Here is a 24,228-nt window from a genome sequence, read left to right on the forward strand (position 1 = left end):
TGGCTTAACAGAGGGAGCCAGAAACAGCCACTTCCTGCCGCAATCAAGCGCTACTTCCGCGCGGTAACCAAGTAGTTGAGCACCGAACCGGCCACGACCAGCGCCACACCGCACCAGAACGGCAAGGCAAGCGCCAGACCCAGCAGCACGGCGCTGGCCGCGGTGGACAGCACCGGCGTGGCGTAGGAGGCGATGGCCAGCCGCTCCATCGAACCGTGCAGGATGCCGTAGCCCCAGCAGGCATAGCCCCCGCCGATCGACGCGGCGGCCACCAGCACGAACAGCCATGCCAGCGGCCCCGGCATCGTGGCCGGCAGCCCCTCGCCCGAAGTGAAGTGGATGATCCACAGCGCCACCGCCACGCACGGGAAGAACAGCGACGTGCCATCCACGCCCTGCGACCATGCGGGGGTGAACACCGCGTAGATGGACCAGGCGAACGCGCCGAGGAACGCCAGCACGTACGGCAGCGGGTTCTCCGCGATATGCTGCGCGGCCGCATGCCAGTCAAGTCCGGAATTGCCGCCGACGGCCAGGGCCACGCCCGCGGTGGCCACTATCGCGCCGGGCAGCACCTTGAGCACCGCGTGGTGACGATGCGAGACGGCAGCGGTGAGCAGCACCATCATCGTGGGCCACAGGTAATTGACCAGGCTCACCTCCACCGAGGACGCGGCAGTCGAGGCCAGGCCCAGCGAGAGGGAGATGGACGATTCGTAGAACACGAACAGCAGGCCGCCGACGATGAGGTATTTCCGTGGGAATTCGCGCAGCGGCGCCGGGCGCCGGAAGATGAGCAGCAGGATGCCGCCGAACGTGTAGATGAGGGCCGAACCGAGCGTGGCGCCAAAGTCCTCGGCCACGATGCGCACGGTGCCGGCCATGAAGCTCCACAGCACGATGGCCAGCAGACCCACCACCGTGGCTCTGGCGGAGACGACGTGGCCGCCGACGAGGTTGCCGGCCGCGCTGGCCTTGCCGTGCTGGTTCTCCGGTTCCGACGTGTTCGACGCCATCGCTCGTTCACTCCCCTTGCCTCGATGTGACTCCCCTCAGTCCGCTATGCGGCCAGCTCCCCTCAGCGAGGGGAGCCATACACGACGGGCGCGATGCATGGAATCGCTGAGGCTACTCTACCAAGTCACATCTGCTGGGCGTTTTCGAGGAAGGCCTGCTTGAGGTCGGACTCGATCTGGCGCATCTTGACCTGCGCGGCCTCACGGTTGGCCTTGCCCTCCTTCTGGATCTGCACGGTCTCCTTGAGGGTGGCGATGAGCTCGGAGTTGATCTTCTCCAACGTGTCGATCTCCACCACGGAACGCTGGTTGGCCTTCTCGGCGTCCACCGCGCCCTTGTGCAGGGCGGCGGCGTTGCGCTGGAGCAGTTTGTTGGTCACGTCGTCGGCCTTGTTCTGCAGGTCGAGGGCCTTGCGCTGGTTGGACAGGCCCAGCGCGATCACCATCTGGCTCTTCCACACCGGGATGGTGGTGGAGATGGTGGTGTCGATCTTGTCCACGATGGTCTGATCGGCGTTCTGGATGATCTTGATCTGCGGCGCGGTCTGCAGCGTCACCACGGAGATGCGGTCGAGGTCGTCCAGTCGCTTCTCGAAGCGGTCGAGCTTGGACTTGAAGTCCTTGAGGACCTGGGCCTGCATGGCGTCGCCGCTCTTGGCGGCCTCGGCCTCCAGCGCGGGCAGCTGGGTGGCGCGGAAGTCGGCGAGCGCCTTCTTGCCGGCCAGCACGGTCATCTTGAGCTCGCGGTACTGCTGGGCGTTCTGCTGGTACATCGTGTCGTACATGGAGATGTCCGCCACGAGCTTGGCCTGCGCTGCCTCGAGCTTGGTGATGATCTCGTCGATCTGCGCGTCCACCTTCTGGTAGCGGCGGCGCAGCTTGTCGATGGAGACGGCCACTTGGCCGATGATGGGCAGCTTGCGGAAGCCGCCGAGCTCGGCCTCATCGATGGTCACCAGCATGGTGTTGAGCAGTTCGCCGGCCTCGCCGGTGTCCTTGGAGCGGGTGTCGGAGAGGATCTCGTCGGCGAAGGTGGAGGTGGCGCGCTGGGCGTCCTTGCCGTAGCTGGATTCGATGCCGTCGCGCGTGAAGTCGATCTGGCCGGCAAGCTGGTTGACGGTGGCCTGGTCGGCGGCCGGCAGCTTGGCGATCTGCTGGTCCGGGGTCAGGGCCGCGGCGGCCTGCGCTTCGGCGGCGCTGGGCACGAGCTCGCCGCTCGCGGCACCGGCGGTGGCGAGCGACGGACTGGTTACGGGAGATGCGCCCTTGGTGAGGTCCGCGAGGGTGATTTGGTTGGGCATGGTGTGGATCCTTTCGTACATGACATTCGTGCTGACTACCCCTCAGTCTCGCTGTGCGAGCCAGCTCCCCTGACAAGGGGAGCCGAGAAAACCAGCGCCGACAAGGGATGACGGCTACTGCTTAACGCCCTGGAGGGTGGCGATGAGTTTCTGCATGGCGTCGTTGTTGGGCAGTTCGGAGACGGCGGGGATCTGGTCGAGCGTGCCGGGCACCTTGAACCGGCTGATGGAGTCCGTGCCCACGAAGTTGGCCGCGCGGAAGCCGTGACGCTCCCACGCAAGTTTCTGGATTTCCGGCGTCTTGAGCAGGTTCAGCAGTTTCACACCCTTGTCGTCCAGGGCCATCACGGTGTGCGTGCTCCAGACGGTGGGCGTGGGGTAGACGATGGTCACGTCGTCCTTGATCTGCTTGAAGGCGTCCGGCTGGTTCACGGCCAGGTCCAGGATCTGCGATTCGTAGCCCACCATCATCGGCTTGGAACCCACGCCGAGGGTAAGGAACTGGTTGAACGAGTCTTCGGAGGAGGTCTCCATCCAGCCCGATTTGGCGAAGATGTCCGCGATTTTGGAGCCGTCGCGCGTGACCGAATCCACGGTGGCTGGCTGCCCGCCGTTGAGCACCGTGGCGATGAGCGCCGCGTATTCGTTGCCCGAGTTCGACTGGACCGGGTCGGTGGAGTCGATGCGGAATTGTCCGTAGCCTGCCGCGTATCCCACGTCCGCCCAGGTCTTGTTGTTCTCCATCGCGTCCACGGCCTTGGCCATGTCCATGTGGTAGACGCCGTTCTGGTCCTTGGTGATGAGCCCGCCCGCGACCAGCCCGTCCGCCACGGCCTTGTGCGTGTACAGCACGATCGGCGAGTTGAAGACGATGTCGCTCTGCTGGGCCTTGACGCCCTTGGCGTTGCCGTATTCCACGGCCGCGCGCGAGGAGGGGAACAGGTAGTCCATGCCGGAGCGATCGGCGTCCATCATGGCCAGCGAGCCGGCCTTGCGGTAGTCGATGTCGAGTCCCTGCTTGGCGGCTGCGGCCTTGAATTTGGCGTCGTCGAACAGGCCGATCTTCTCGCCGCCGAGGTAGCCGGTCACTTTCACCTGCTCGACCGGCGCGGCGGGCTTGGGCTGGGCCTGCCGCCAGACCAGCGTGCCGCACACCACGGCCACCACCGCGAGCAGGGCGATGAGACCGATGATCTTGGATTTGGAGAGTTTCATGATTGCTGTTGCTCCGTTCTCGGCTCCGACGGCGCCGGGTGGTCCGGCGTGGGGGCCTGCTGGGCGGTCGGGCCTTCAGCCGGCGGCTTGATGGTGCCGTCGGCCTGCGCTACCTGTACGGCGGGAGGTACGCTGCCGGCCGCCGCCGTGTCCGTGTCGTACCCGTCCATGCGGGCCAAACGCTGGATGGCGTCGGAATCGGCCGCGATGCCGAGTGTCTTGGCGCTCACCGCGCGGCTCAGCTCGCCGGCCGCCGTCTGTTCCAGCACCTGCAACGCCTCGGTGGTCTCCTGCCGTGCCTTGGCCACCTGGTCGCGCGCGCCGGAGCTTTCCACGTCCACGTACGAGCGCAGCAGTTTCTCGGTCTGCCCGCCGTACACGGTGATGTAGTGACGCAGGATGGCGTAGGCGGACGTATCCCGCGCCACGTACTTCACCAGGTCCTGCGTGGCCACGATGAAATCGTTCGCTTCCTTCCGCACCACGGGGTCGCGCACCTGCCGCAGCAGCATGCCGATGCCGTTGAGCCGCGTATTGGCGGCGTCGATGGCGTCGGCGGCCTTCTGCCCGTTCGGCAGCGCGGAGACGAGAATCTTGCCGATGCGGCGTTCGGGCTCGGTGAGCGTGGAGGCGGCCACGTAGCCCAGCGCGGCCAGCACCACGGCCACGCCCATGCCCACCACGCCGCCGCCGGCGAGCCAGAAGCCCAGCCCGGCGAGCAGCGCGCCGGCCACGAATCCGCATATCACCTGCAGCACTGTGCGCTCCTTTCCGCGAGTACCGTGCACGCTTCACCGGCCGCGACCATCGATTCACCGGCAGACCGGCCCATCAGTCGAACCATCAGTTGAATCCCTTGACCTGACGGAACACGGCGGCCAGGTCGCCGGAGCGGCCGTCGAACACCTTGGCGTTGCTCAGCGAGGCGAGGGACTTGAGCTGGCTCGGATCGGCGTCGCCGAACATGATGGAGAAGATCGGCAGGTCGCGGCCGTCGCTCTTGTAGTCGCTTTCGAAGGACGACTGGTTGTCCGTTTCCGACCGGCCGTCCGTCATGAGCACGATGGCGGTGGTGTACTTCGAGGCCTCGGATTCGCTGGGCAGTTGCTTGAGGGCCTCGTCAAGGCCGAGGTAGATGTCCGTGCCGCCGCTGGCTTCGGTGGATTCGGCATCGTGCAGCAGTTTGTCGGTATCCTGTCCGGTGGCCTTGATGGGGTTGTGCGCCTCGGATTCGAAGGGGATGAGGATGTTCACGTCGTCGTCCGCGGGCTCGATGTACGCGGCCTTGGCCTTGGCCGGGTCAAGTGCGGCGTTGAGACCCTTGACCACGCCGTCCTTGCCGTCGCCGTACATGGAGCCGGAATAATCCACCACCCACACGGTCCAACTGGGCTTGCGCAAGGCGGTCTGGTAGACGTTAAGCGCGCTGTTGATGACGGATGCGGCGGGCAGAGGGATGGTCTTCAGGGCCGAGCCGTCCGTATTGATGCCCCAGTCCGTACGGAAGGATTCCTTGACCTTGCTGTCCGATGCGTAGGCGAGCACGCCGCCCAGTCCGGTGCGGCGGCCAGCGCGTTCGAACTCCAGCTTGGAGTCCTTGGATGCGAGCGCCTTGGCGAAGGAGTCGAAGGCGTCCTTGAGGTTCTGGCCGCGGTCCACATAGCCGAGCGGGGAATCGGAGATGGCGATGCCGTCCGCCGGGTAGACCGCGAGCAGCGGGTCGTGGCCGTTCTTTTCGAGCGTCTTGTTGGCCTGGATGACCAGCGATTCGTAGTTGACCATCGAATCGAAGCGGTCGGGATTGGCCACCACCATGTCCTTGAGCCAGTCGGAGGAGCCGGAGGAGCGGTCCACGCCGGACAGCAGCGTCTTGACCTGGGTCTTGAGATCGGCGTTCTTGAGGTCGGCGTCGGTGAGCGGCCCGTCGCCGCCGCGCAGGGCGGTCATGAAGGCCAGGTAGGCGGAAGCGCCGGAGTTCGACTGGGTGGCGGAGGTCATCGAGAACTTGAGGTCGCCCTTCTTGACGGCCTCGATGATGTCCGCGGTGCTCACGGGTTTGGTGGTGCCGTTCGAGTCCGCCCATCCCAGGGATACGGCCTTGGATTTGGCGATGCCGAAGACGATGGGCGTGGTGGACGTGCTGGCGGCGTCCTTGACCACGTGCTTGGTGTCTCCCATCGAGATCCACATGGAGGAGGCGGGCCAGACGGCGTCGTAGTCCCGTCCGCCGGCCTTGAGCGCGTTCATGATCTCCAGCGAGCCCATGTAGTGCATGGTGATGGCTACGTTGGAGGCGTCCGCGGCCTTCTGGATGGCGGTGGCGACTTCCTTGTTCTCGGAGCCGGAGGCCACGTTCAGCGTGGCGGTGGGTTTGCCGTCGGCGGGCGTGAAGGTCTGCATGTTGGCGTCGGATGCGGCGTCCGCGTTGCTGTTGCCGCCATCGGGCAGCAGGGAACAGCCGGCAAGCGTCAACGCGCCGGCGGCGATCACGGCAACGACCGCGGCGGCGCGGCGGCGAAGGGAAGACATGATGTCCATGCTTCCATTGTTCTCCCGCCATTTGAAGCGGGCCGGGCCGCAAGATGACCGCACGGTGAACTCTCGATGAAGAGCTACATTCGGTTATGTAGTCTTCAATCAGAAGAGGGCGGATTTGCCGAGCTGGAATATATCTTGGGGACTACCCCTCAGTCACCTGCGGTGACAGCTCCCCTGACAAGGGGAGCCAAGGCACCGGCACGGGGAAGAACAGCGCGAGAACGATACAGCCCCTGACAGGGGAGCCGAGATGCAGCCTCAGTAGGAGGCGCTGGCGATCATCGGATCGTCGTAGAACTTGAGGATCTGCTCAAGGTAGGGGCGGAACGTGCTGTTCGGCATCGAGAAGATCTCATGACGCGATTCGGGGAAGCGCACGATGGTCGCCTCGCCGCCGCCGTCCCTGACCAGTTCGACGAACCGGTTCTGCGGCTTGTTGAGCACCCAGATGTCCCGGCCGGACTGGAACAGCAGGATCGGCGTCTCCACCTCCGAGCAGGCCGAGGGGCTCAACACCGCGCGGTTCATCTTGAGCGCCTGACGCACCCATTCGAAGGCCGCGCAGTAGGTCTGATATTCGGGGTTCTCGCACCGCAGCTTGAAGTACCAGCGTTCGCGGGCCTCGGAGGCGCCTTCGTTGCCCTTCATCGAGAATTCGGGCGTGAAGTCGCCCTGGCCGAACACGCGCTTGTGGCTGAAGCCGAGCTTGCACAGCACGCCCACGAGTACGCGCGCCACGCCCAGCGGCATGCCGGTGGCGGGGGCGATCATCGGGGCGGACAGCACCGCCTTGTCGAACAGGGTGGGGTACTGCTCCAGCACGGCCGCGCCGATGCCGCCGCCCATCGAATGGCAGAACAGGTTCAGGGGCATGCCGGCCGCGTACTGCTGACCGATGGTCTGGGCGAACGCGGCGAGATCGACCACGTAGCGACGCCAGTCGTCGATCCAGACCATGCAGCGGTTCTCCACGTTGCGCGCGGATTTGCCGTGGCCACGATGGTCGAGCACGCACACCGAATAGCCGGCGAGCAGGAAGTACCAGACCAGCTCGTCGTACTTTTCGGCGAACTCGGTGAAACCGTGGCTGATCACGACGGCGCCGCGGAAGGTGGCGGTGGCCCCTTCCTCGCGGATGGCGTCGAATTTGGCGGCGTCGTAGCACAGGTAGTGCAGCTGGCCGGGGTGGCTGCCGTTGTCGCCGATCACGTCACCGACCAGCGGTTCGAGGCCGGCGGCGCGTTCGGCGGTGGCCGGGTCGAACCAGCCTTCGGTGCGGCATTGCTCCAATGCGGGCACCACCATGTCCGTCATGGTCTGGGCATACGTGCGTTCGTCGATCATCGTCACCTGCATGCCCCTTATCTTAGGGCAGAGGGTCCGCGGCGGCCGATTACCGGGCAGATTCGGGTGGCGTGACGGTTGCTTCCGGCCCACGCCGTGGCTATCTATGCCGTCACCCCATGCCCTCCAGCGATTGGTTGGTGATAGAAGTGCAGGGCTTCTAGCACCAAACAATCGCCAAAAGCCCAATTCGCAATCGTTTGATGATAGAAGTGCAGTCCATCTAACACCAAACGATCGCTACATGAGCTTTTTGCGATCGTTTGATGCCAGGAGACTGCGGCTTCTAACATCAAACGATCGCTGCGCGGCCTTCGACGGCCGAATCAACCGGCGTTCGACCGCCCATCAGGCCAGCGCGTCCTTGAGGAAGTCGCGCTGGAGGATGAGCAGGTTCTCGGCCACGGTCTCGTCGTTGGTCATGTGGGTGATGCCGGTGAGTGGCAGGAACGTGTGCGGCCGGCCCGCCGCCATCAGTGCCTGGGAGAGCCGCAGGCTGTGGGCGATGGTGACGTTGTCATCCGCGAATCCGTGGATGAGCATGAGCGGGCGTTCGAGCTTCGGGGCGTCCTGGATGATGCCGTTGTGCGCGTACACCTCGGGGTCGAGGCCCAGATAGCGCTCGGTGTAATGCGTGTCGTACAGCGTCCAGTCGGTGGGCGGGGCGCCGGCGCACGCGGCCTTGAACACGTCCGGCGCGTCCAGCACGGCGAGCGCCGAGAGGAAGCCGCCATACGACCAGCCGATCATGCATACCTTGTCAAGGTCGGGTGCAGGGACAGGTTCCGTCTCGTCCAGCGCGGCGACCGCTTCGGGCAGAGCGCGAACGGCCTCAATCTGATCGGCCAGGGTCACGTCCTTCATGTTCTCGAAGATGGCGCGATCCCACTTCGGCCCGCGACCGGTGGTGCCGCGGCCGTCCGCGGTGACCACCAGGAAGCCCTGGTCGGCCCACCACTGCGCATCCCAGTAGAAGGACTGCGAATCCACGACCTGCTGATGGCCGGGGCCACCGTACGGCTTCATAAGCACCGGCAGTTTCTCGGCGCGCGCGTACGGGCTATTGGCACTCGGCGCGATGATCGCCGCGTAAAGGCGATGCTCGCCGAGGCGCGTGAAGCGAATGTTCGGTGTGAAACCGGGTTCGGCCGCGTAGTTGGCGATGTCCGCGAAGAAGCCGCGGCCGCTCTCAGTCTCCCCGACGACAGCCTCTGGCTCCCCTCCCTGAGGGGAGCTGTCAGCGGAGCTGACTGAGGGGAGTTCCTCCGTCGCAGCTCCCCTCAGTCGTCCTTCGGACGACAGCTCCCCTCGAAGAGGGGAGCCGGAGAAGAACGACGAATCATCGATACCGGCACAAACAGCACCCGGCGTGAAGTAGTGGGTCATGTGCGCGTGGGCGTGTTCCATGTCGCGCCCGGAGACGACCATGCCGCGCGGGCCGGCCGAAGCCGTCCAGACACCGGGGCGCGTGGTGACGGGCACCGCGCCGCCGTCATGCGAACCGTCGTAATCGAACAGCACCACATCGAAGCTGCAGGCGTCATGTTCGCCGCCGGCCGCGGCCCAGACGGACGGCAGTTCGGCCGTATCCGGCTCGCGCTGGACCACGGCCATTACCCCGGCGTCATCCGCGTGCAGCACCTCGCGCACGTTCCAGCCGGCCGGCGTGAACGGGCGGCCGTCCACGGTCAGACGGTTGGTGTCCGCGTCCATATCATTCAGGGCGCAAATCAGACGACCGTCCGGCGTGGTGGCGGGCGTGCCGGCCACCAGGTCAATCCACTGGTCGTTCGCATGCTCCTCCAACACGCGCGTCGCACCAAAGGCGGGTACAAGCATCTCGGCATCGGCACCGACGCCGAAACCTTCCTCGTCAACGTCCTCAGCCTCAACGGCCCTCTGCGCCGCACGCCAGCCTTCGGAGGCCTTGCCGTCCAACGTCTCCGGCTCCTCCGCGGCGGCCACGGCCACCTCAAGCACCTGGTCGCGGGTCTGGCGGCGGTTCTGCACGAGCAACAGCGGGTCGTGGCCCTCGCTCCAATTCACGGCGGCCACGTATTCGTACGCCTCGCGGTCCCAGTCCACATCCGCGTTGGCGGTGATGCCCACGTACCGGTCGTCCGCGTCGAACGCCAAGGAGATCACGGTCAGATACACATCCGCGTTGCGGGTCAGCGCGCGAGGATAGCGTCGGCCGGCAGCGGGAGCCTCCGGATCGGCCGGATCGCTGATGTACCAGATCGGCTCGTCAGTGGTGTCGAAGGATTCGAACATCACATGCTGCGAGTCCGGGGACCACCAGAAGCCGTCGTACCGGTCCATCTCCTCGCCGGCCACGAACTCGGCCAGGCCGATCTTCCAGGTGTTCTCGGCCGGGTTGCCGTCCTCGTCCTCCACGCTCACGCCGTAGATCGCGGTGATGCGGTCGTCCAGCGGGCCGTCCTCATCGTCGCCGTCGGAGCCGGCGAGACCGTCCGGTTCATCGTCAGTGTCCTCGCCGTACAACCCCTCGCTCAGGGCCTCCTCGACGGCGTCCGATTCGACGTCCACGCCGTCGGCCAGCTCGCCGGCCGGGACCTCCGCGATGCCGTCGCCGGACTCGTTGACGACAGTGCCATCGGCCGCCTCGGCCGGCCAATCGCCGATGTCCACCAGCATCAGGTACGAACCGGTGGTGTACAGCACATGGGTGCCGTCAGGGGCGATGCGCGGGTTGAGCACCGGGGCGTACATGTCCGGATCCTCGTCCAGCCATGCACCGGCCAGCTCGCGTGTCCGAGCAACGGGCGTGGTCGTCGCACCGGTCTCGCTCCCATCCGTCCCGTCGAAGTATTCGTCCGGCCAGGTCACGCTGCCATCGGCATCCGCCTCGCCGATCTCGGTCATGAACAGGCGGCCGTTGATGGTGAACACCACGCGATCGCCCGCATCGGACACCGAATAACCCACGATGCCGGCACCACCCTCGCGCGCGCGTTCGCGGCGGGCGCGCTCCTCGGCCGGCACGTCCTCGCTGTCCGCCTTGCCGCCCAGCAGTTCACGCGGGTCGGCGAGTTTGGTCTCGTGATGTTCGCCGTCGGCATCGAACCAGCTCAGCCACAGCGCGGTGACCAGATCCTCGGGGCCGTCGGAGCGCAGGAACAACGCGCGGGAGCCGTCCGCAATCACCTTCGCGGACCGCGGCGCGCCGCAGGTGAACCGCAGCGTGCGGGCCTTGCGGCGGGGGAAATCCTTGATGGCATCGTTGGTATCAGTCGTTTCGCTCATGCCTTACAACCTACGCCGTTGTGCGGAGATGCCGGACGGTCGGAAGCTGGCACTTCGCCGTCGCAAACGGTCGCCGGATGCCCTTCAGTGATGGCAGCGGGCCAAGGGCCGGCACGCCACCTCCGGTGAAATCGCTCAGCGACGGCATCCGGCCATACCTTGGTCCGCAAACGTCGCCAAATCCGTTTTCAGCGACGGCATCCGGCCATACCTTGGTCCGCAAACGTCGCCAAATCCGTTTTCAGCGACGGCGCAAGGCCAAAGCCTGGCTCTCCACCGCCGCCACGGCCCGTCAGTGCAGTCTGATGGCCAACCGCCGGCCCTCTGCCGTCGCTGAGAAGTCCCCGAAGCGATGTGGTGCCGGGTGGTGCGCCGCGCCCATAGGAAGCCCTAATTTTTGTAAATTTTGCACCCATAACCACGCTGGGGGATGGTTTTTTGCCCCAAATTCCCATTGCCGCGTAGGATAGGTGAAGATTAGAAAGGGATGACTATGAGCGTTCTCGACCGTTTTGAAAAAAGCGTGGAGGGTGCAGTCAACGGAGTGTTCGCCAAATTCGGCTCCAAGGATCTGCAGCCTGTCGACCTCTCCAGCGCCTTGGAGCGCGAGATCGACGCCGAGGCCATGCCGGTGGGCCGCGACCGCACCGTGGCCCCGAACGAATACCGCTTCAAGCTCAGCACGCCGGACTTCGACCGCATCGAAGCGTGGGGAAGCGAGACCCTGGCCAATGAGCTGGCGGACAACCTCACCGAGTACGCCAAGAGCCAGCATTACGCTTTCGTGGGCCCGGTGGTCGTGATCTTCGAAGAGGATCTGGACCTGTCCAAGGGCAACTTCAACCTCACTTCCGAATCCGTGCAGGGCAACGCCGTGCCCGTCACCACGGACGCGCAGACCGAGGACAGCCCGGTGCTCGAGGTGAACGGCAACCAGTACCTGCTCACCAAGGACAAGACCGTGATCGGCCGCGGCTCCGGCTGCGACATCGTCATCGACGATCCGGGCATCTCCCGCAAGCACCTGGAGATCGACATCACGGACAACGGCGTGATCGCCCGCGACCTCGGCTCCACGAACGGCACGTACGTGGAGGGCCATCAGGTGCCCGCCGCCACGCTGCTGGACGGCAACACCATCACCATCGGCCGCACGCGCATCCTCTACTGGGCCTCGGCGCAAGCCCAGGAGTAATCGAGCGTACCCGCCCGAAAGTCGGCATCCATGACCGAACTGACATTCGCCCTACTCAAGTACGGATTCCTGATCCTGCTGTGGGTCTTCGTATGGCTGTGCGTGCGTTCCCTGCACCGGGACATCGAGACGTTCAGCCCCCGTCCCTCGCGCGCACGCCGTCGCCGTGAACGCGAGCGTGAGGCCCATAAGGCCAACGCCGAGATCCCGCAGCCGCAGTCCCCCGTACGCGCACACCGCACACCGACCGCCGGGTCGGGGGCGGAGCCTGCCCTCCTGGTGATCATCGACGGACCGCTGGCGGGCAGCTCCGTGCCGCTGAGCGGCTCCGAAATCACGCTGGGACGCGCCGCTTCGAACACCGTGGTCCTGGACGACGAGTTCGTCTCCTCCCACCATGCGCGCGTCTACAAGGATCCCCGCGCCGGCCAGTGGGCCATCGAGGACCTGAACTCCACCAACGGCACGGTCGTGAACCTGCAGCGCATCAACCGTCCGACCATCCTGCCCGCCCGCGTGCCCGTGCGCATCGGCGCCACCACCTTCGAACTGAGGTAGCCGCATGCCCAATTCCGCCGTTTCACAACCGCTCTTCCTGTATTCCACCACCGTGTCCGACGTGGGCACGGTGCGCGCGAACAACCAGGACTCATCCTTCGCGGGCGAGCATCTCATCGCCATCTGCGACGGCATGGGCGGTCACGCCGGCGGCGACACGGCCTCCTCCATCGCCATCCGCTCACTGGCGCACATCGAACAGGACGACACCGGCGGCGACATCGAAACCATCTCCCGCATGATGGAAACCTCCGTCATGGCCGCGCACGACGCGATCGTGGGCAAGGCCAAGCGCGAGCGCAAACTCGCCGGCATGGGCACCACCGTGACCGCGGTGGCCCTCGTGGCCGGATATTGGGTGATCGCGCACATCGGCGATTCGCGCGCCTATCTGCTGCGCGACGGCCATCTGGGCCGCATCACCTGCGACCACAGCTACGTCCAGCACCTCATCGACACCGGCCGCATCACGCCCGCCGAAGCCAAGAACCACCCCCAGCGCAACGTGGTGATGCGCGTGCTCGGCGACTTCGACATCGACCCGCACCCGGACATCTCCATCCGCAAGGCCCACCCGGCCGACCGCTGGCTGCTGTGCTCGGACGGCCTGTGCGGCGTGCTGGAGGACTCCACCATCGAGGAGACCATGACCTCGCTGGCCGATCAGGGCGAGTGCGCCCAACGGCTCGTGCAGATGGCCCTGCGCGCCGGCAGCACGGACAACGTGACCGCCGTGATCGCGGACGCCACACTGGCCCTCGACGCCGACGCCTTCGACCTGCCGCACCAGACGCCGCTCATCGGCGGCGCGGCCAGCCGCAACCTGGAGCCCATCGCGGACATCATCAACGAACCGGTGGCCACCGCGCCCGCCCTGCGCGAGGACGACTCCCCCGCCGCCCGCGCGGCCGCGCTCATCCAGCCGGCCAGCGCCCACGAGGACGCCGACGACGCGCCCGCCACCGAACCCGGCACGGTGCGCGTGGCCCAGCCGTCCACCGTGCGCGAGGAGAACGGCGAACGTGCCAACCCGGACACCGGCGAGATCCCGGTGGTCCTCAAGACCGACGGACGCCTGTCCGCCGACCCCAACGACCCGGAGGTGGCCAAGGCCATCCATGCCGAGCATGTGGAGCAGAAGAAGGCCAAGCGCGTCAAGAAGCGCCGCGGCACCATCGCCGTGGTGATCGGCTGCGTGTTGGCGCTGCTGGCGTTGGCCGGCGCGGCCTGGGGCGGGTACGCCTGGAGCCAGACCCGTTACTACGTGGGCACCAGCAGCGGCAAGGTGACCATCTACCAAGGCATCCCCACCAACGTGTTCGGCCTGGAGCTCTCGCACGCGGTGGAGCGCACGGACATCACCTCCTCCGAGCTGCCGACCACCTGGCGTGACCAACTCAAGCAGGGCATCACGGTGGATTCGCTGGCCGAGGCGCAGTCGCATGTGAACATCATCCGCAGTGAAATGATCAAACTTCAGCAACAGCAGGAGAAGGCGGCCGAGGAGAAGGCCGAGGCCGTGACCAAGAGCGCCGAGAAGGCGCAGGCCAAGGCCGATTCGTCCGATTCGTCTTCATCCGACAAGTCCAATGACTCCGGTTCGTCCGGTGATTCCGGTTCCTCCGATTCGTCCAACCCGGACATCGGCGCGGCGGACGACGCCGCCACGGGGGGTGCGCAATGATCGCAACCCGCCTGCGCCAGATCTCGCTGCTCATCTTCGCGATGGCGGTGAGCGCTCTCGGCCTGGTCCAGATGTTCCAGCGCACCACCGGCGAGTTCCCGCAGCAGTACCTCATCATGCTGGCGGTCGTGGTGGCGCTGTTCTTGGTGCTATGGGGCCTGACCATCCGATTCCAGCCATACGCGAGCCAGTCGATCATCCCCTGCGTGCTGCTGCTGACCAGCACCGGCGTGACGATGATCGCCCGCATCGACCAGAGCATGGGCAAGTCCGTGGGCACGCGCCAGCTGCTCTGGCTGTGCCTGGCGCTGGTACTCGTGGCACCGATCATCATCTTCCTCAGGGACTACCGCGTGCTGCGGCGGTTCTCGTACGTCTCCATGGTGGTGGGCCTGGTACTGCTGCTCTCCCCGATGCTGCCCGTGATCGGCGAGGAGGTCAACGGCGCGCGCATCTGGGTCAAGATCCCCGGTCTCGGCCAGTTCCAGCCCGGCGAGTTCGCCAAGCTGTTCCTGGCGTTCTTCTTCGCCGCCTACCTGTTCGACCACCGCGACCAGCTGGCCGTGGGCGGCAAAAAGGTGCTTGGCCTGCAGCTGCCGCGCATCAAGGACCTGGGCCCGATCATCATCGTGTGGTTCGCCTCGATGGGCGTGCTCATCATGCAGCACGATCTGGGCACCTCGCTCATGTTCTTCGCCATGTTCGTGGCGATGCTCTACGTGGCCACCGGCCGCAAGAGCTGGATCATCATCGGCCTGATCGCCTTCGCGGCAGGCGCCGTGCTCGCCGCGAGCATGTTCAGCCATGTGGGCCAGCGCGTGGACGCCTGGCTGCACCCGTTCAGCGCCGAGGAATACAACAAGGAATACGGCGGCTCGTGGCAGCTGGTCACCGGCATCTTCGGCTTGGCCTCCGGCGGCCTGCTCGGCACCGGCCTGGGCCAGGGACACCCGGCCCTGACCACGTTCGCCAACTCGGACTTCATCTACGCGGCCCTCGGCGAGGAGCTCGGCCTGGTGGGCCTGCTGGCCATCCTGATGATGTACCTGATCATCGTGGCCTCCGGCTTCATCACGTCCATGAAGGTCAAGGACGGCTTCGGCAAGCTGCTGGCCTCCGGCCTGGTGTTCACCATGGCGTTCCAGGTGTTCACCGTGGTGGGCGGCATCACGCTCGTCATCCCGCTGACCGGCCTGACCCTGCCGTATATGGCGGCGGGCGGCTCGAGCCTCATCGCCAACTACATCCTGGCGGCGCTGCTCATCGTGATCTCCAACGCGGCCAACGCACCGGAACCGGAGCTGACCTCGGACACGTTCCAGTACGAGGCGCTGGCGGTGCTGCGAGACAAGGAACTCAAGGCCCGCGCACGCGCCACCGAGGAGATCGTCAAGCCGCGCAGCGCGTCCGCTTCGGCATCCGCGGACGCGACCGGAACCGAAGCCGTGGCGCAGCAGGTGGCCTATGCGGCGCAGGCCGGCCAGGCCGCCGCGGCTACGCGATCGGGGCAATCCGGGCAACCGACACAGCCGGCACCATCGGCATCATTCGCACAGCCGGCCGCCCCGGACACGGCAACGTCCACTCAGGCCCTCGCGCCGACCGCATCGTTCGCCGATATCCCCGCTCCCCCGGCCCCGCACGCAGGCCATGCCTCGCATGCCGCCCACGGAGCCCATGCCGCGCACGCCGCCGAGGACAACCCGTTCTCCGGCTTCCCCGGCTTCGGCAGCCCGGATGGCGCCAACGACCTCGATGACGACGACCCGATCATCGACATCACCCGTCAGGATCCCTCGCGCTTCGACATCCCCGAGCCGTCCACCCGGACCGCTTCCCTACCGCCCATTCCACCCGTCAACGGAGGTGACCGCGTATGAACAAGTATCTGCGCCAGCTCTTCACCGCCGTGGTGGCGCTGTTCGTGGTGCTCGGCCTGTCCTCTACTATCCTCATGGCCGTACGCGCGAACGAGCTCAACAACGATTCGCGCAACGCCCGTTCGCTCTACCACCAGCTCGGTGCCGACCGCGGTGCCATCCTGGCCTCCGACGGCACGGTAATGGCCAAATCCGAGCCGATCAACGACGCCTTCAAGTACCAGCGCGTCTACTCCAACGGCCCGCTGTACGCGCCCGTGACCGGCTTCTTCTCCATCACCCAGACGGCCGACCGCGGCCTTGAGGCCTCCCGCAGCATGCTGCTCAACGGCGAGGCCGACGCACTGATGTGGCAGCGCACCAAGGCGCTGCTCACCGGCGGCTCCAACCAGGGTGCCTCCATCGAGACGTCCATCGACCCGAAGCTGCAGCAGGTGGCCTACGACCAGCTCGGCTCGCGCGACGGCGCGGCCGTGGCCATCGAGGTCAAGTCCGGCCGCATCCTGGCCATGGTAAGCACCCCGAGCTACGACCCGAACCAGCTGGCCACGCACGACACCAAGGCCGCCGCCAAGGCGTATCAGGAACTGTCCGCAGGCCAGGACAGCCCGCTCATCAACCGCGTCACCTCGCAGCTCTATCCGCCCGGGTCCACGTTCAAGACCATCGTGGCCGCCACCGCGCTGGAGACCGGCGACTACGAGCCGGACACGCAGATTCCGGCCGGTTCCTCCTACACGCTGCCCGGCACGGTGACCCAGCTGCCGAACGCCGAATCGCAGGCGGACGGCACCAACGGCCAGATCACACTGCAGAACGCCATCGCATGGTCGTCGAACACCGCATTCGCCCAGCTGGGCGTCAAGCTCGGCTCCGAGAAGGTCTCCGACATGGCCACCAAGCTCGGCTTCGGCAGTACCATCACCATCGACGGCTCGGACGCGACCGGCACCCCGATGACGGCCACCGCATCCACCTTCCCCACCGATCCGACCGACGACAAGCTCGCGCTGGCCTCCATCGGCCAGGGAGACACCACGGCCACGCCGCTGCAGATGGCGATGGTGGCCCAGGCCATCGCCAACGACGGCAAGCTCATGCGCCCCACCCTCGTGGACCGCGTGCGCGCCTCCGACCTGACCGTGCTCTCGCAGACCAAGGCGCAGGTCATGGCGAACGTCTTCAGCAAGGATTCGGCGGACAAGCTCACCCAGATGATGGAGCAGGTGGTCACCCAGGCCAACCCGCAACTGGCCATCGACGGCATCCAGGTGGCCGCCAAGACCGGCACCGCGCAGATCGGCGTGGGCAACACCAGCATCGACGGCTGGGTGATCGGCTTCGCCCCGGCGGACGATCCGCAGATCGCCGTGGCCGTGCTGGTGCACAACACTGACGTATACGGTTCGCTCGCCGCTGGCCCGATCATGCGTGCGATGATTCAGGAGGCGCTGCAGCAATGAGACTGATCGAAGGTCAGCTGATTCACCGACGTTATCGTTTGGATTCCCGCCTCGCACAGGGCGGCATGGGTGAGGTCTGGAAGGGCTACGACATCCAGCTCGGCCGCGAGGTGGCCATCAAGGCCCTGCGTTCGGACGTGACCAATGCCGAGGCCAAGCTGCGCCGACTGCGCGCCGAGGCCCACAATTCCGCGAACCTCGCGCACCCGAACATCGCCGCGCTGTTTGAATACTACGAGCACGACGGCATCGGCTTCCTCATCATGGAGTACGTGCCGAGCAAGTCGCTGGCGGACCTGTTCCATGAGAAGGGAACGATGGACGCCACCGAGCTGCTGCCGATCCTCATCCAGACCGCGCGCGGCCTGTTCGTGGCGCACAGCCACGGGGTGATCCACCGCGACGTCAAACCGGCCAACATCATGGTCTCCGACTCCGGCCAGGTCAAGATCACGGACTTCGGCGTGAGCTACTCCACCGGCCAGGGCCAGATCACCCAGGACGGCATGGTGGTGGGCACCGCCCAGTACATCTCCCCCGAGCAGGCGCAGGGCCAGCAGGCCACGCCCCAGTCGGACATCTACTCGCTGGGCGTGGTGGCCTACGAGGGTCTGGCCGGCCATCGCCCGTTCACCGGCACCACGCCGGTGGACATCGCGGCCGCGCACGTGAACGACCCGGTGCCGCCGCTGCCCGATTCGGTGGACGTGCAGTTGCGCGAGTTCGTCATGTCCATGCTGGCCAAGGACCCGCTGGACCGTCCGAAGGACGCGCTTGTGGTCTCCCGCACGCTGGCTCGCATCGAACGCCGCCTGCTTGACCAGCAGACCGAAATGACCGACCGGACCGCCACGATCGCGTCCGGAGGCCGCCTGCCGCGCAGGGTCACGAGCACGCCGCGCATCGTATTGGAGACCCCGGTCTCAAGGATTGGAAGGAAGAAGCAATGAGCAGCATGCCTACTGCGTTGGCCGGCGGCCGATACCAGCTTGGCCAGCTCATCGGCCGCGGCGGCATGGCCGAGGTCCACGTGGCCCTCGACACCCGTCTGGGCCGCACCGTGGCCATCAAGATCATGCGCGCCGACCTGGCCAACGACGACATCTTCCTGGCCCGCTTCCGCCGTGAAGCGCACGCCGTGGCGCAGATGAACAACCCAAACATCGTCAACATCTACGATTCCGGCGAGGAGACCGTCTCCAGCGAGAACGGCCAGACCGAACTGCTGCCGTACCTGGTCATGGAGTACGTCAAGGGCCAGACCCTGCGCGACATCCTCAAGGTGAACGGCTCCCTGAGCCAGCGCGACGCCGAACAGGTGATGCTCGGCGTGCTCAGCGCCCTCGACTACTCGCACCGCATGGGTGTGATCCACCGCGACATCAAGCCCGGCAACATCATGATCTCCGAGCAGGGCGTGGTCAAGGTCATGGACTTCGGCATCGCGCGCGCACTAGACGATTCCGCGGCCACGATGACCCAGTCGCAGGGCGTGGTGGGCACCGCGCAGTACCTCTCCCCGGAGCAGGCCCGCGGCGAGACCGTGGACATGCGCTCCGACCTGTATTCGGCCGGCTGCGTGCTCTACGAGATGCTCACCGGACGTCCGCCGTTCACCGGCGATTCGGCCGTGGCCATCGCCTATCAGCATGTGTCCGAGGTTGCCACGCCGCCTTCCGCCGTGGTGCCCGGTCTGCCGAAGATGTGGGATTCCATCTGCGCCAAGGCCATGGCCAAGGACCGTCAGAACCGCTATGCCACGGCCGCGGAGTTCCGCAACGACATCCTGACCTTCATGAATGGCGGCGTGCCCGTGGCGGCCGCGTTCAACCCGCTCACGGACATGACCAACGTGCAGGCCCGCAAGAACGCGGAGACCGCCAGCCCCACCGTGCAGATGGACCGCCAGCCCACCACCGCGTACAACCCGGCCACCGGCCAGTTCGAGCAGATCGTCCCGGCCAGCGGCAGTTTCGCCTCGGTGCAGTCGCGCGCCAAGCAGCGTGCGGCGGCTGCCAAGGCCAAGAAGCGCCGGACCATCATCATCAGCACGATCATCGGCATCGTGGCGGTGATCGCCATCGTGTTCGGCCTGGTGTTCGTCCTGCGTGACACGGGTTCGGCCGCGGCCGATACCGTCACCGTGCCCGAATGCACGGCCAACACGTCCAAGGACGGCATCAACGCCAAACTCAAGGCGCTGGGCCTGACCATGGTGGAGAAGCACGACACCGACTCCACCGAACCGGCCGGCACCTGCACCAAGATGAGCCCGGAGGCGGGCTCCAAGGTGGCCAAGGGCTCGGAGGTGGAGGTCTGGTTCTCCGACGGCCCGCAGTCCACGTCCGTGCCGGACGTCAAGGACCTGAGCCAGAGCGAGGCCCGCACCAAGCTGGAGAAGGCCGGTTTCAAGGTCAACAGCTCGGTCAAGAGCGAGCCCAGCGACTCCATCGAGAAGGACAAGGTGACCCGCACCGATCCGGCCGCCGGCTCCTCGCAGCCCAAGGGCACGACCATCACGATCTACGTGTCCACCGGCATGACGGTGGTGCCGAGCAACCTCGTGGGACAGACCAAGGAAGCCGTGGTGGCCGAGTACGGCGACGACTTCACCCTCAACTTCCAGGAGGAGGAGTCGGATACGGTGCCGGCCGGCTCGATCACGCGCGTGAGCCCCGGCTCGGGCGTGGCCATCGAGCAGCACGGCACGATCACGCTGTGGGTGTCCACCGGCAAGCAGCAGGTCACGGTGCCTTCGATCGCCGCGGGCACGTCCTATACGACCGCCAAGCTCATGCTGCAGGCCGAGGGCCTGAACGTCTCGGTCAGCGGCCCCACCGACTCCACGGCCATCGTGGTGAGCATCAATCCGGGTGCCGGCACGCAGGTGGACAAGGGCTCCACGGTGACGATCACCACCACCAGCAGCGGTAGCGGCGGCAACGGCAACAACGGAGGCAGCACCGACAACGGCGGCGGTTCCACCGACGGCGGCGAGACCAAGCCCACCACGCCCACGGAGTGATAGCCGTAAATACGCAGTTGGCTCCCCTCGCTGAGGGGAGCTGTCGAACGAAGTGAGACTGAGGGGAGTCCATCGGGGCATTCCCCAGCCAGCTCCGCTGACAGCTCCCCTCATCGAGGGGAGCCAACTGCGTAATAGGCCCTTACTTCGTCACCTTGGGCTGCAGACCGGCGGACTTGGCCACGGCGTTCTCCTGGCCACAGACCCTGAGCCAGTTGGCGAGCAGACGGTAGCCGTCCTGCGTCATCACCGATTCGGGGTGGAACTGCACCGCGTACATATGCTTGCCCTTGACCTTCAGGCCCTGGATGATGTGGTCGCCCTCGGTCCATGCGGTCACCACGAGCGTGTCCGGCACGGAATCGGGCTCCACGGCAAGCGAATGGTAGCGGGTGGCGGTCATCGGGTTGGCCACGCCCTCGAAGATTTCGTCGTCGATATGTTCCACCTGGCTGGTCTTGCCGTGCATGATGGTGGGCGCATGGTCCACCGTGCAGCCGTAGACCTCGGCGAGCGCCTGCAAGCCAAGGCATACGCCGAACATGGGCGTATCGGTCTCGGCGGCCAGACGGATCATGCCCTCGCTGGCACCGGATTCGGCCGGGGCACCGGGACCGGGGGAGATCAGCACGCCGTCGTAGCCGTCCAACACACCGGGCGTAGAGGGATCGATGGCGTCGTTGCGCACCACGTCAACGGTGGCGCCGAGGGTTTTCAGGTAGCCGACGATCGTATAGACGAACGAATCGTAGTTATCCACCACCAGAATGTGCGCGGAATCAGTCATGCTTGCTCTCCTTGGAAGACGTGTTCTGCAAGCCATACTACTCAGTGCGGGTGCGGCGATGCGGGTTGATTCCAGTAAGGAGGAATTGGCGTGAGGAATCGGCCTGCGGCCGATGCTGTGTTTCCCGCAGACTTCCGCCTGCCTCTTCTCTCCCCCAGTCAGCTTCGCTGACAGCCCCCTCGTCAGAGGGGCCAAGGAACTATGCGATATAGACTTGCCTCCCTCTGGCGAGGGAGATGGCTCGGCGTAAGCCGAGACGGAGGGAGAGCAGCAACGCAGACGAAAGTCTGCGGAAAAACCCAGCATCGGCCGCAGGCCGATTCCCACTACTGCGGAACGGCCACGTAATTGGACATCTGCTGGAGGAAGGGGATGTGCGCGGCGGCCCAGGGGAATCCCCACTGGAACAGCGCGCAGGAGGCCGCGAACAGCAGAATCGCAGCCAGCAGCAGTCGGATCGGCAGCACGCCGGGCTGCAATCGCACCAAAGCGCCATACAGGCTCGCGTCCGGGCGGCGGCGCTCCCCCCGACGAATCGCACGCAGCACCGGCCATTGCCAAGCCACGGCGGCGGCGATGAACAGAATCGCCCATGCCACGAGGGCCCACGCCACCGCACGGTCCAGCGAGCCGATGTGCGAGGCCACGGACGGCGTCTCGTTCACGGCAAATTTCACTGCACCGGACGAGTCGGTGGTGGCCAATTCGGCCGGCACCCCGTCGGACACCTTGGCCCAGTAGGCCAGCTCGCCGTAGCTGATCCAGCGGTGCGTGGGTGTGGAGTATTTCGGCTCGCAGGTGGTCATCGTGATCATGCGTTTGGTGGGTTCGGCGCCGGGGTTCTCGGGGTTGGCCGAGATCACGTACGTATCGGTGGGCAGCACGATCTCGTAGCGCGTGTAGTGGTAGACGTACCAGTAATGCTCGGTACGGATGATGATGGGATCGCCGGTCTGCAGCTTGTCCACGTCGCCGAGCGGCTGTCCGTAGCCATTGCGGTGTCCGGCGAACGCGAAATTGCCCACCTGGCCGGGCAGCTGGCTGTTCTGGTACCGGCCGAGACCGTGGCGGTTGAGCTGTTCGAGAGTGGTGCCCTCCACCAGGTTGCGGTGCCAGCCCGAACCGAACCGGGGGATGTACACTTGGGCGATAAGGTCGCCGTACTGCGGGTTCTCGGGTTCGGCGGGCGGGTCGCCCTCCTGCGACTTGGCGATGGTCGTGGTGCCGCTGCCGTTGCTTCCGGCCGCCGGATCGGACCAGGAGACGGATTGCAGGGTCTCGTTCTGCGTCTGCTCGGATTCCACGCCGGTCCACCACATCTGCCACACGATGTACAGCGCGCAGATCGCGGCCACGGTGATGAGCAGTTCCGCGACGATGCCGAGCGCCTGCCAGAGCGGGCCGCGACGGGTGCCGGACATGCCTGCGTTGCGCGAGCTGCCGGCCCCACCGGTGTGCCTGCCGCGGCTCACTGCGCCGCCTCCTCGTCCTTGACCTTGGACGAATCGACCGTGGCGTACTTGAGCTGCTGGAGCAGGGCCGCGGTGGACGGGAACTGGAGGTCGTCCTTGTTCTCCACCTTGTACCCGATGCCGAACGCGGTGACGTACTGCTTGAGAATGGTGATGGCCTTGGAGTCGTTGAGTGCCTTGCGCATGGCCGAGGCATCGCCGATGGCGGAGATGGTGAACGGCGGCGCGTATTTCTTGCCGTGCAGCGAGAGCACGTTGCCCGAGCAGATCACGGCGGAATTGAACAGCACGCGCTGGTCCATGATCATCATGGCCTGGGCGCCGCCGGCCCACAGCGCGTTGACCACGGACTCCACGTCCTGCTGGTGGATCACGTAGTCGTCGATGTTCGAGGTCGAGCCGTTGTTGTTCACCGCGTTCTCCCACAGCGGCGAATCGTCGAGGGTCACGGTCACGCCCGCACCCTCCAGTTCGGGCAGCATCAGGCTGGAATCGTTGCCACCGGACTGGGATGAGCTTTGCGAGCCGTCGGCGCTGAGGATGTCGGTGAGGCTGTCGATCTGCGAGGTCAGATCCGTGACCTCCTTCTGCAGGCCCGCCACCTCGTCCACGCTGTGTTCGATGAGGTCGGCGGTATCATTGTTCACGGTGGTGGTACGGTTCACGCGCACGTTGGTGCTGAGCAGGAATCCGGTGAGCGCAATGACCACGAACGCCGCGATACCGGCCGCAAGAGAGCGCTTCACGCCATGCTTACCCACGTGTTTGACCATAAATACCCGTCTTTTCCTCGGCGTGTTCGCTGGTTTCGAGTGTAACCACTATTATGACTTTTAGCCTATTGAATGGAGACTATGCTGATGGCTAACGAAGAGCTGCACGAAACCGACTCGAACTACCAGAAGGACTGGCAGGACGAGACTTCCGCCAAGGCCGCTGACGACGCTGCCGCCGCCGAGGACGAGAACTACGGTGTTGATATGGATCAGGTTCAGGCCGTCCTGAACGCCACCGCCGACAAGTCCACGATGACCCCGCAGATGCAGCGCATGATGAGCCGCCAGGAGGAGAACACCAAGCGCGTGGAGGAGACCATCAAGGGCACCAAGTCCAACCCGCGTTGGTTCGTGCCGGTGTTCTGCGCGTTCATGATCATCGGTCTGATCTGGTGCGTGGTGTACTACCTGTCCCCGTCCGGCGCCTGGCCGATTCCGAACATCGGCGCCTGGAACCTGGCGATCGGCTTCGCGTTGATCATGGTGGGCTTCCTGATGACGATGGGTTGGCGCTGAGTCCGTTACCTTCGTCGTCTGATTGACGTAGTTCAAGGCCGGCTTTCCGATTCTTCCGGATCGGGAGCCGGCCTTTTGCGTATCCGTTCCGTGCGGGTGGGCCCGGTATCGGCTGTGCACGCACTGTCCACCAGTTACCCACAGCTATCCACCACTTATCCACGAGTTATCCACACGGTTATCCACCCAAT

Annotated in this window: 16 protein-coding genes and 3 pseudogenes; 8 read left to right on the top strand and 11 right to left on the bottom strand. The window is 65.7% G+C overall.

Annotated elements, in window-relative coordinates:
* Nucleotides 1-50: 50 nt before the first annotated feature.
* The 8 genes and pseudogenes from yddG to JS536_RS01020 form a co-directional block, all read right to left on the bottom strand.
* Nucleotides 51-1,016 carry an aromatic amino acid DMT transporter YddG gene (gene yddG / locus JS536_RS00990; RefSeq protein ID WP_214355440.1) on the bottom strand — a complete coding sequence of 322 codons (966 nt, stop codon included), beginning with the start codon at nucleotides 1,014-1,016 and terminating at the stop codon, nucleotides 51-53.
* A gap of 125 nt (nucleotides 1,017-1,141) precedes the next feature.
* Nucleotides 1,142-2,317: a toxic anion resistance protein gene (locus JS536_RS00995; RefSeq protein ID WP_240544181.1), complete on the bottom strand. Its 1,176-nt coding sequence runs from the start codon at nucleotides 2,315-2,317 to the stop codon at nucleotides 1,142-1,144.
* A gap of 114 nt (nucleotides 2,318-2,431) precedes the next feature.
* Nucleotides 2,432-3,532, bottom strand: a complete 1,101-nt coding sequence (locus JS536_RS01000; protein ID WP_214355441.1) for a substrate-binding domain-containing protein — start codon at nucleotides 3,530-3,532, stop codon at nucleotides 2,432-2,434.
* Complete coding sequence (locus tag JS536_RS01005; RefSeq protein WP_346427445.1) at nucleotides 3,529-4,290, bottom strand: hypothetical protein; 762 nt, start codon at nucleotides 4,288-4,290, stop codon at nucleotides 3,529-3,531. Before JS536_RS01005 ends, JS536_RS01000 begins: the two co-directional genes overlap by 4 nt.
* Before the next feature lie 85 nt (nucleotides 4,291-4,375).
* Nucleotides 4,376-4,978 (bottom strand): annotated as a pseudogene (locus JS536_RS12000) (VWA domain-containing protein); the annotation flags it as partial.
* Nucleotides 4,979-5,503: 525 nt separating this feature from the next.
* A pseudogene (locus tag JS536_RS12005) lies at nucleotides 5,504-6,061 on the bottom strand (substrate-binding domain-containing protein); the annotation flags it as partial.
* Nucleotides 6,062-6,328: 267 nt separating this feature from the next.
* Complete coding sequence (locus JS536_RS01015; protein ID WP_214355443.1) at nucleotides 6,329-7,426, bottom strand: alpha/beta fold hydrolase; 1,098 nt, start codon at nucleotides 7,424-7,426, stop codon at nucleotides 6,329-6,331.
* A 336-nt stretch (nucleotides 7,427-7,762) separates the two neighbouring features.
* Entirely contained in the window at nucleotides 7,763-10,681 is a 2,919-nt protein-coding gene (locus JS536_RS01020; protein ID WP_214355444.1) for a prolyl oligopeptidase family serine peptidase, read from the bottom strand.
* A 493-nt stretch (nucleotides 10,682-11,174) separates the two neighbouring features.
* Here JS536_RS01020 and JS536_RS01025 point away from each other — a divergent pair, with 493 nt between their 5' ends.
* The 7 genes and pseudogenes from JS536_RS01025 (at nucleotide 11,175) to pknB (ending at nucleotide 20,486) form a co-directional block, all read left to right on the top strand.
* Entirely contained in the window at nucleotides 11,175-11,876 is a 702-nt protein-coding gene (locus JS536_RS01025) for a DUF3662 and FHA domain-containing protein (RefSeq protein WP_094667912.1), read from the top strand.
* 30 nt (nucleotides 11,877-11,906) lie between these two features.
* Nucleotides 11,907-12,434: an FHA domain-containing protein gene (locus JS536_RS01030; protein ID WP_214355445.1), complete on the top strand. Its 528-nt coding sequence runs from the start codon at nucleotides 11,907-11,909 to the stop codon at nucleotides 12,432-12,434.
* A gap of 4 nt (nucleotides 12,435-12,438) precedes the next feature.
* Nucleotides 12,439-14,118, top strand: a complete 1,680-nt coding sequence (locus JS536_RS01035) for a protein phosphatase 2C domain-containing protein (protein WP_214355446.1) — start codon at nucleotides 12,439-12,441, stop codon at nucleotides 14,116-14,118.
* Nucleotides 14,115-15,539: pseudogene (locus JS536_RS01040) on the top strand (FtsW/RodA/SpoVE family cell cycle protein); the annotation flags it as partial. The gene JS536_RS01035 and the pseudogene JS536_RS01040, both read left to right, overlap by 4 nt.
* 455 nt (nucleotides 15,540-15,994) lie before the next feature.
* On the top strand, nucleotides 15,995-17,461 hold the full coding sequence (locus tag JS536_RS01045; RefSeq protein ID WP_214304573.1) for a penicillin-binding transpeptidase domain-containing protein: 1,467 nt from the start codon (nucleotides 15,995-15,997) through the stop codon (nucleotides 17,459-17,461).
* On the top strand, nucleotides 17,458-18,411 hold the full coding sequence (locus JS536_RS01050; RefSeq protein WP_214355447.1) for a serine/threonine-protein kinase: 954 nt from the start codon (nucleotides 17,458-17,460) through the stop codon (nucleotides 18,409-18,411). Before JS536_RS01045 ends, JS536_RS01050 begins: the two co-directional genes overlap by 4 nt.
* Before the next feature lie 5 nt (nucleotides 18,412-18,416).
* Nucleotides 18,417-20,486 carry a Stk1 family PASTA domain-containing Ser/Thr kinase gene (gene pknB, locus JS536_RS01055; protein ID WP_214355508.1) on the top strand — a complete coding sequence of 690 codons (2,070 nt, stop codon included), beginning with the start codon at nucleotides 18,417-18,419 and terminating at the stop codon, nucleotides 20,484-20,486.
* Between the two features lie 142 nt (nucleotides 20,487-20,628).
* Here pknB and JS536_RS01060 read toward each other — a convergent pair whose 3' ends face one another.
* The 3 genes from JS536_RS01060 to JS536_RS01070 form a co-directional block, all read right to left on the bottom strand.
* Nucleotides 20,629-21,273 (bottom strand): gamma-glutamyl-gamma-aminobutyrate hydrolase family protein, encoded by a 645-nt coding sequence (locus JS536_RS01060; protein WP_214355448.1) that lies wholly within the window; start codon nucleotides 21,271-21,273, stop codon nucleotides 20,629-20,631.
* A gap of 326 nt (nucleotides 21,274-21,599) precedes the next feature.
* A complete protein-coding gene (locus JS536_RS01065) occupies nucleotides 21,600-22,694 on the bottom strand; it encodes a class E sortase (RefSeq protein WP_214355509.1) in 1,095 nt (364 codons plus the stop codon).
* Between the two features lie 47 nt (nucleotides 22,695-22,741).
* Nucleotides 22,742-23,518: a DUF881 domain-containing protein gene (locus JS536_RS01070; protein WP_214355449.1), complete on the bottom strand. Its 777-nt coding sequence runs from the start codon at nucleotides 23,516-23,518 to the stop codon at nucleotides 22,742-22,744.
* Nucleotides 23,519-23,599: 81 nt separating this feature from the next.
* On the opposite strand from JS536_RS01070, the gene crgA reads away from it, so the two are divergent.
* Entirely contained in the window at nucleotides 23,600-24,037 is a 438-nt protein-coding gene (gene crgA, locus JS536_RS01075) for a cell division protein CrgA (protein ID WP_214355450.1), read from the top strand.
* The last annotated feature ends 191 nt before the right edge of the window (nucleotides 24,038-24,228 follow it).

The organism is Bifidobacterium sp. SO4 (genome assembly GCF_018555355.1).
GTDB lineage: Bacteria > Actinomycetota > Actinomycetes > Actinomycetales > Bifidobacteriaceae > Bifidobacterium > Bifidobacterium miconisargentati.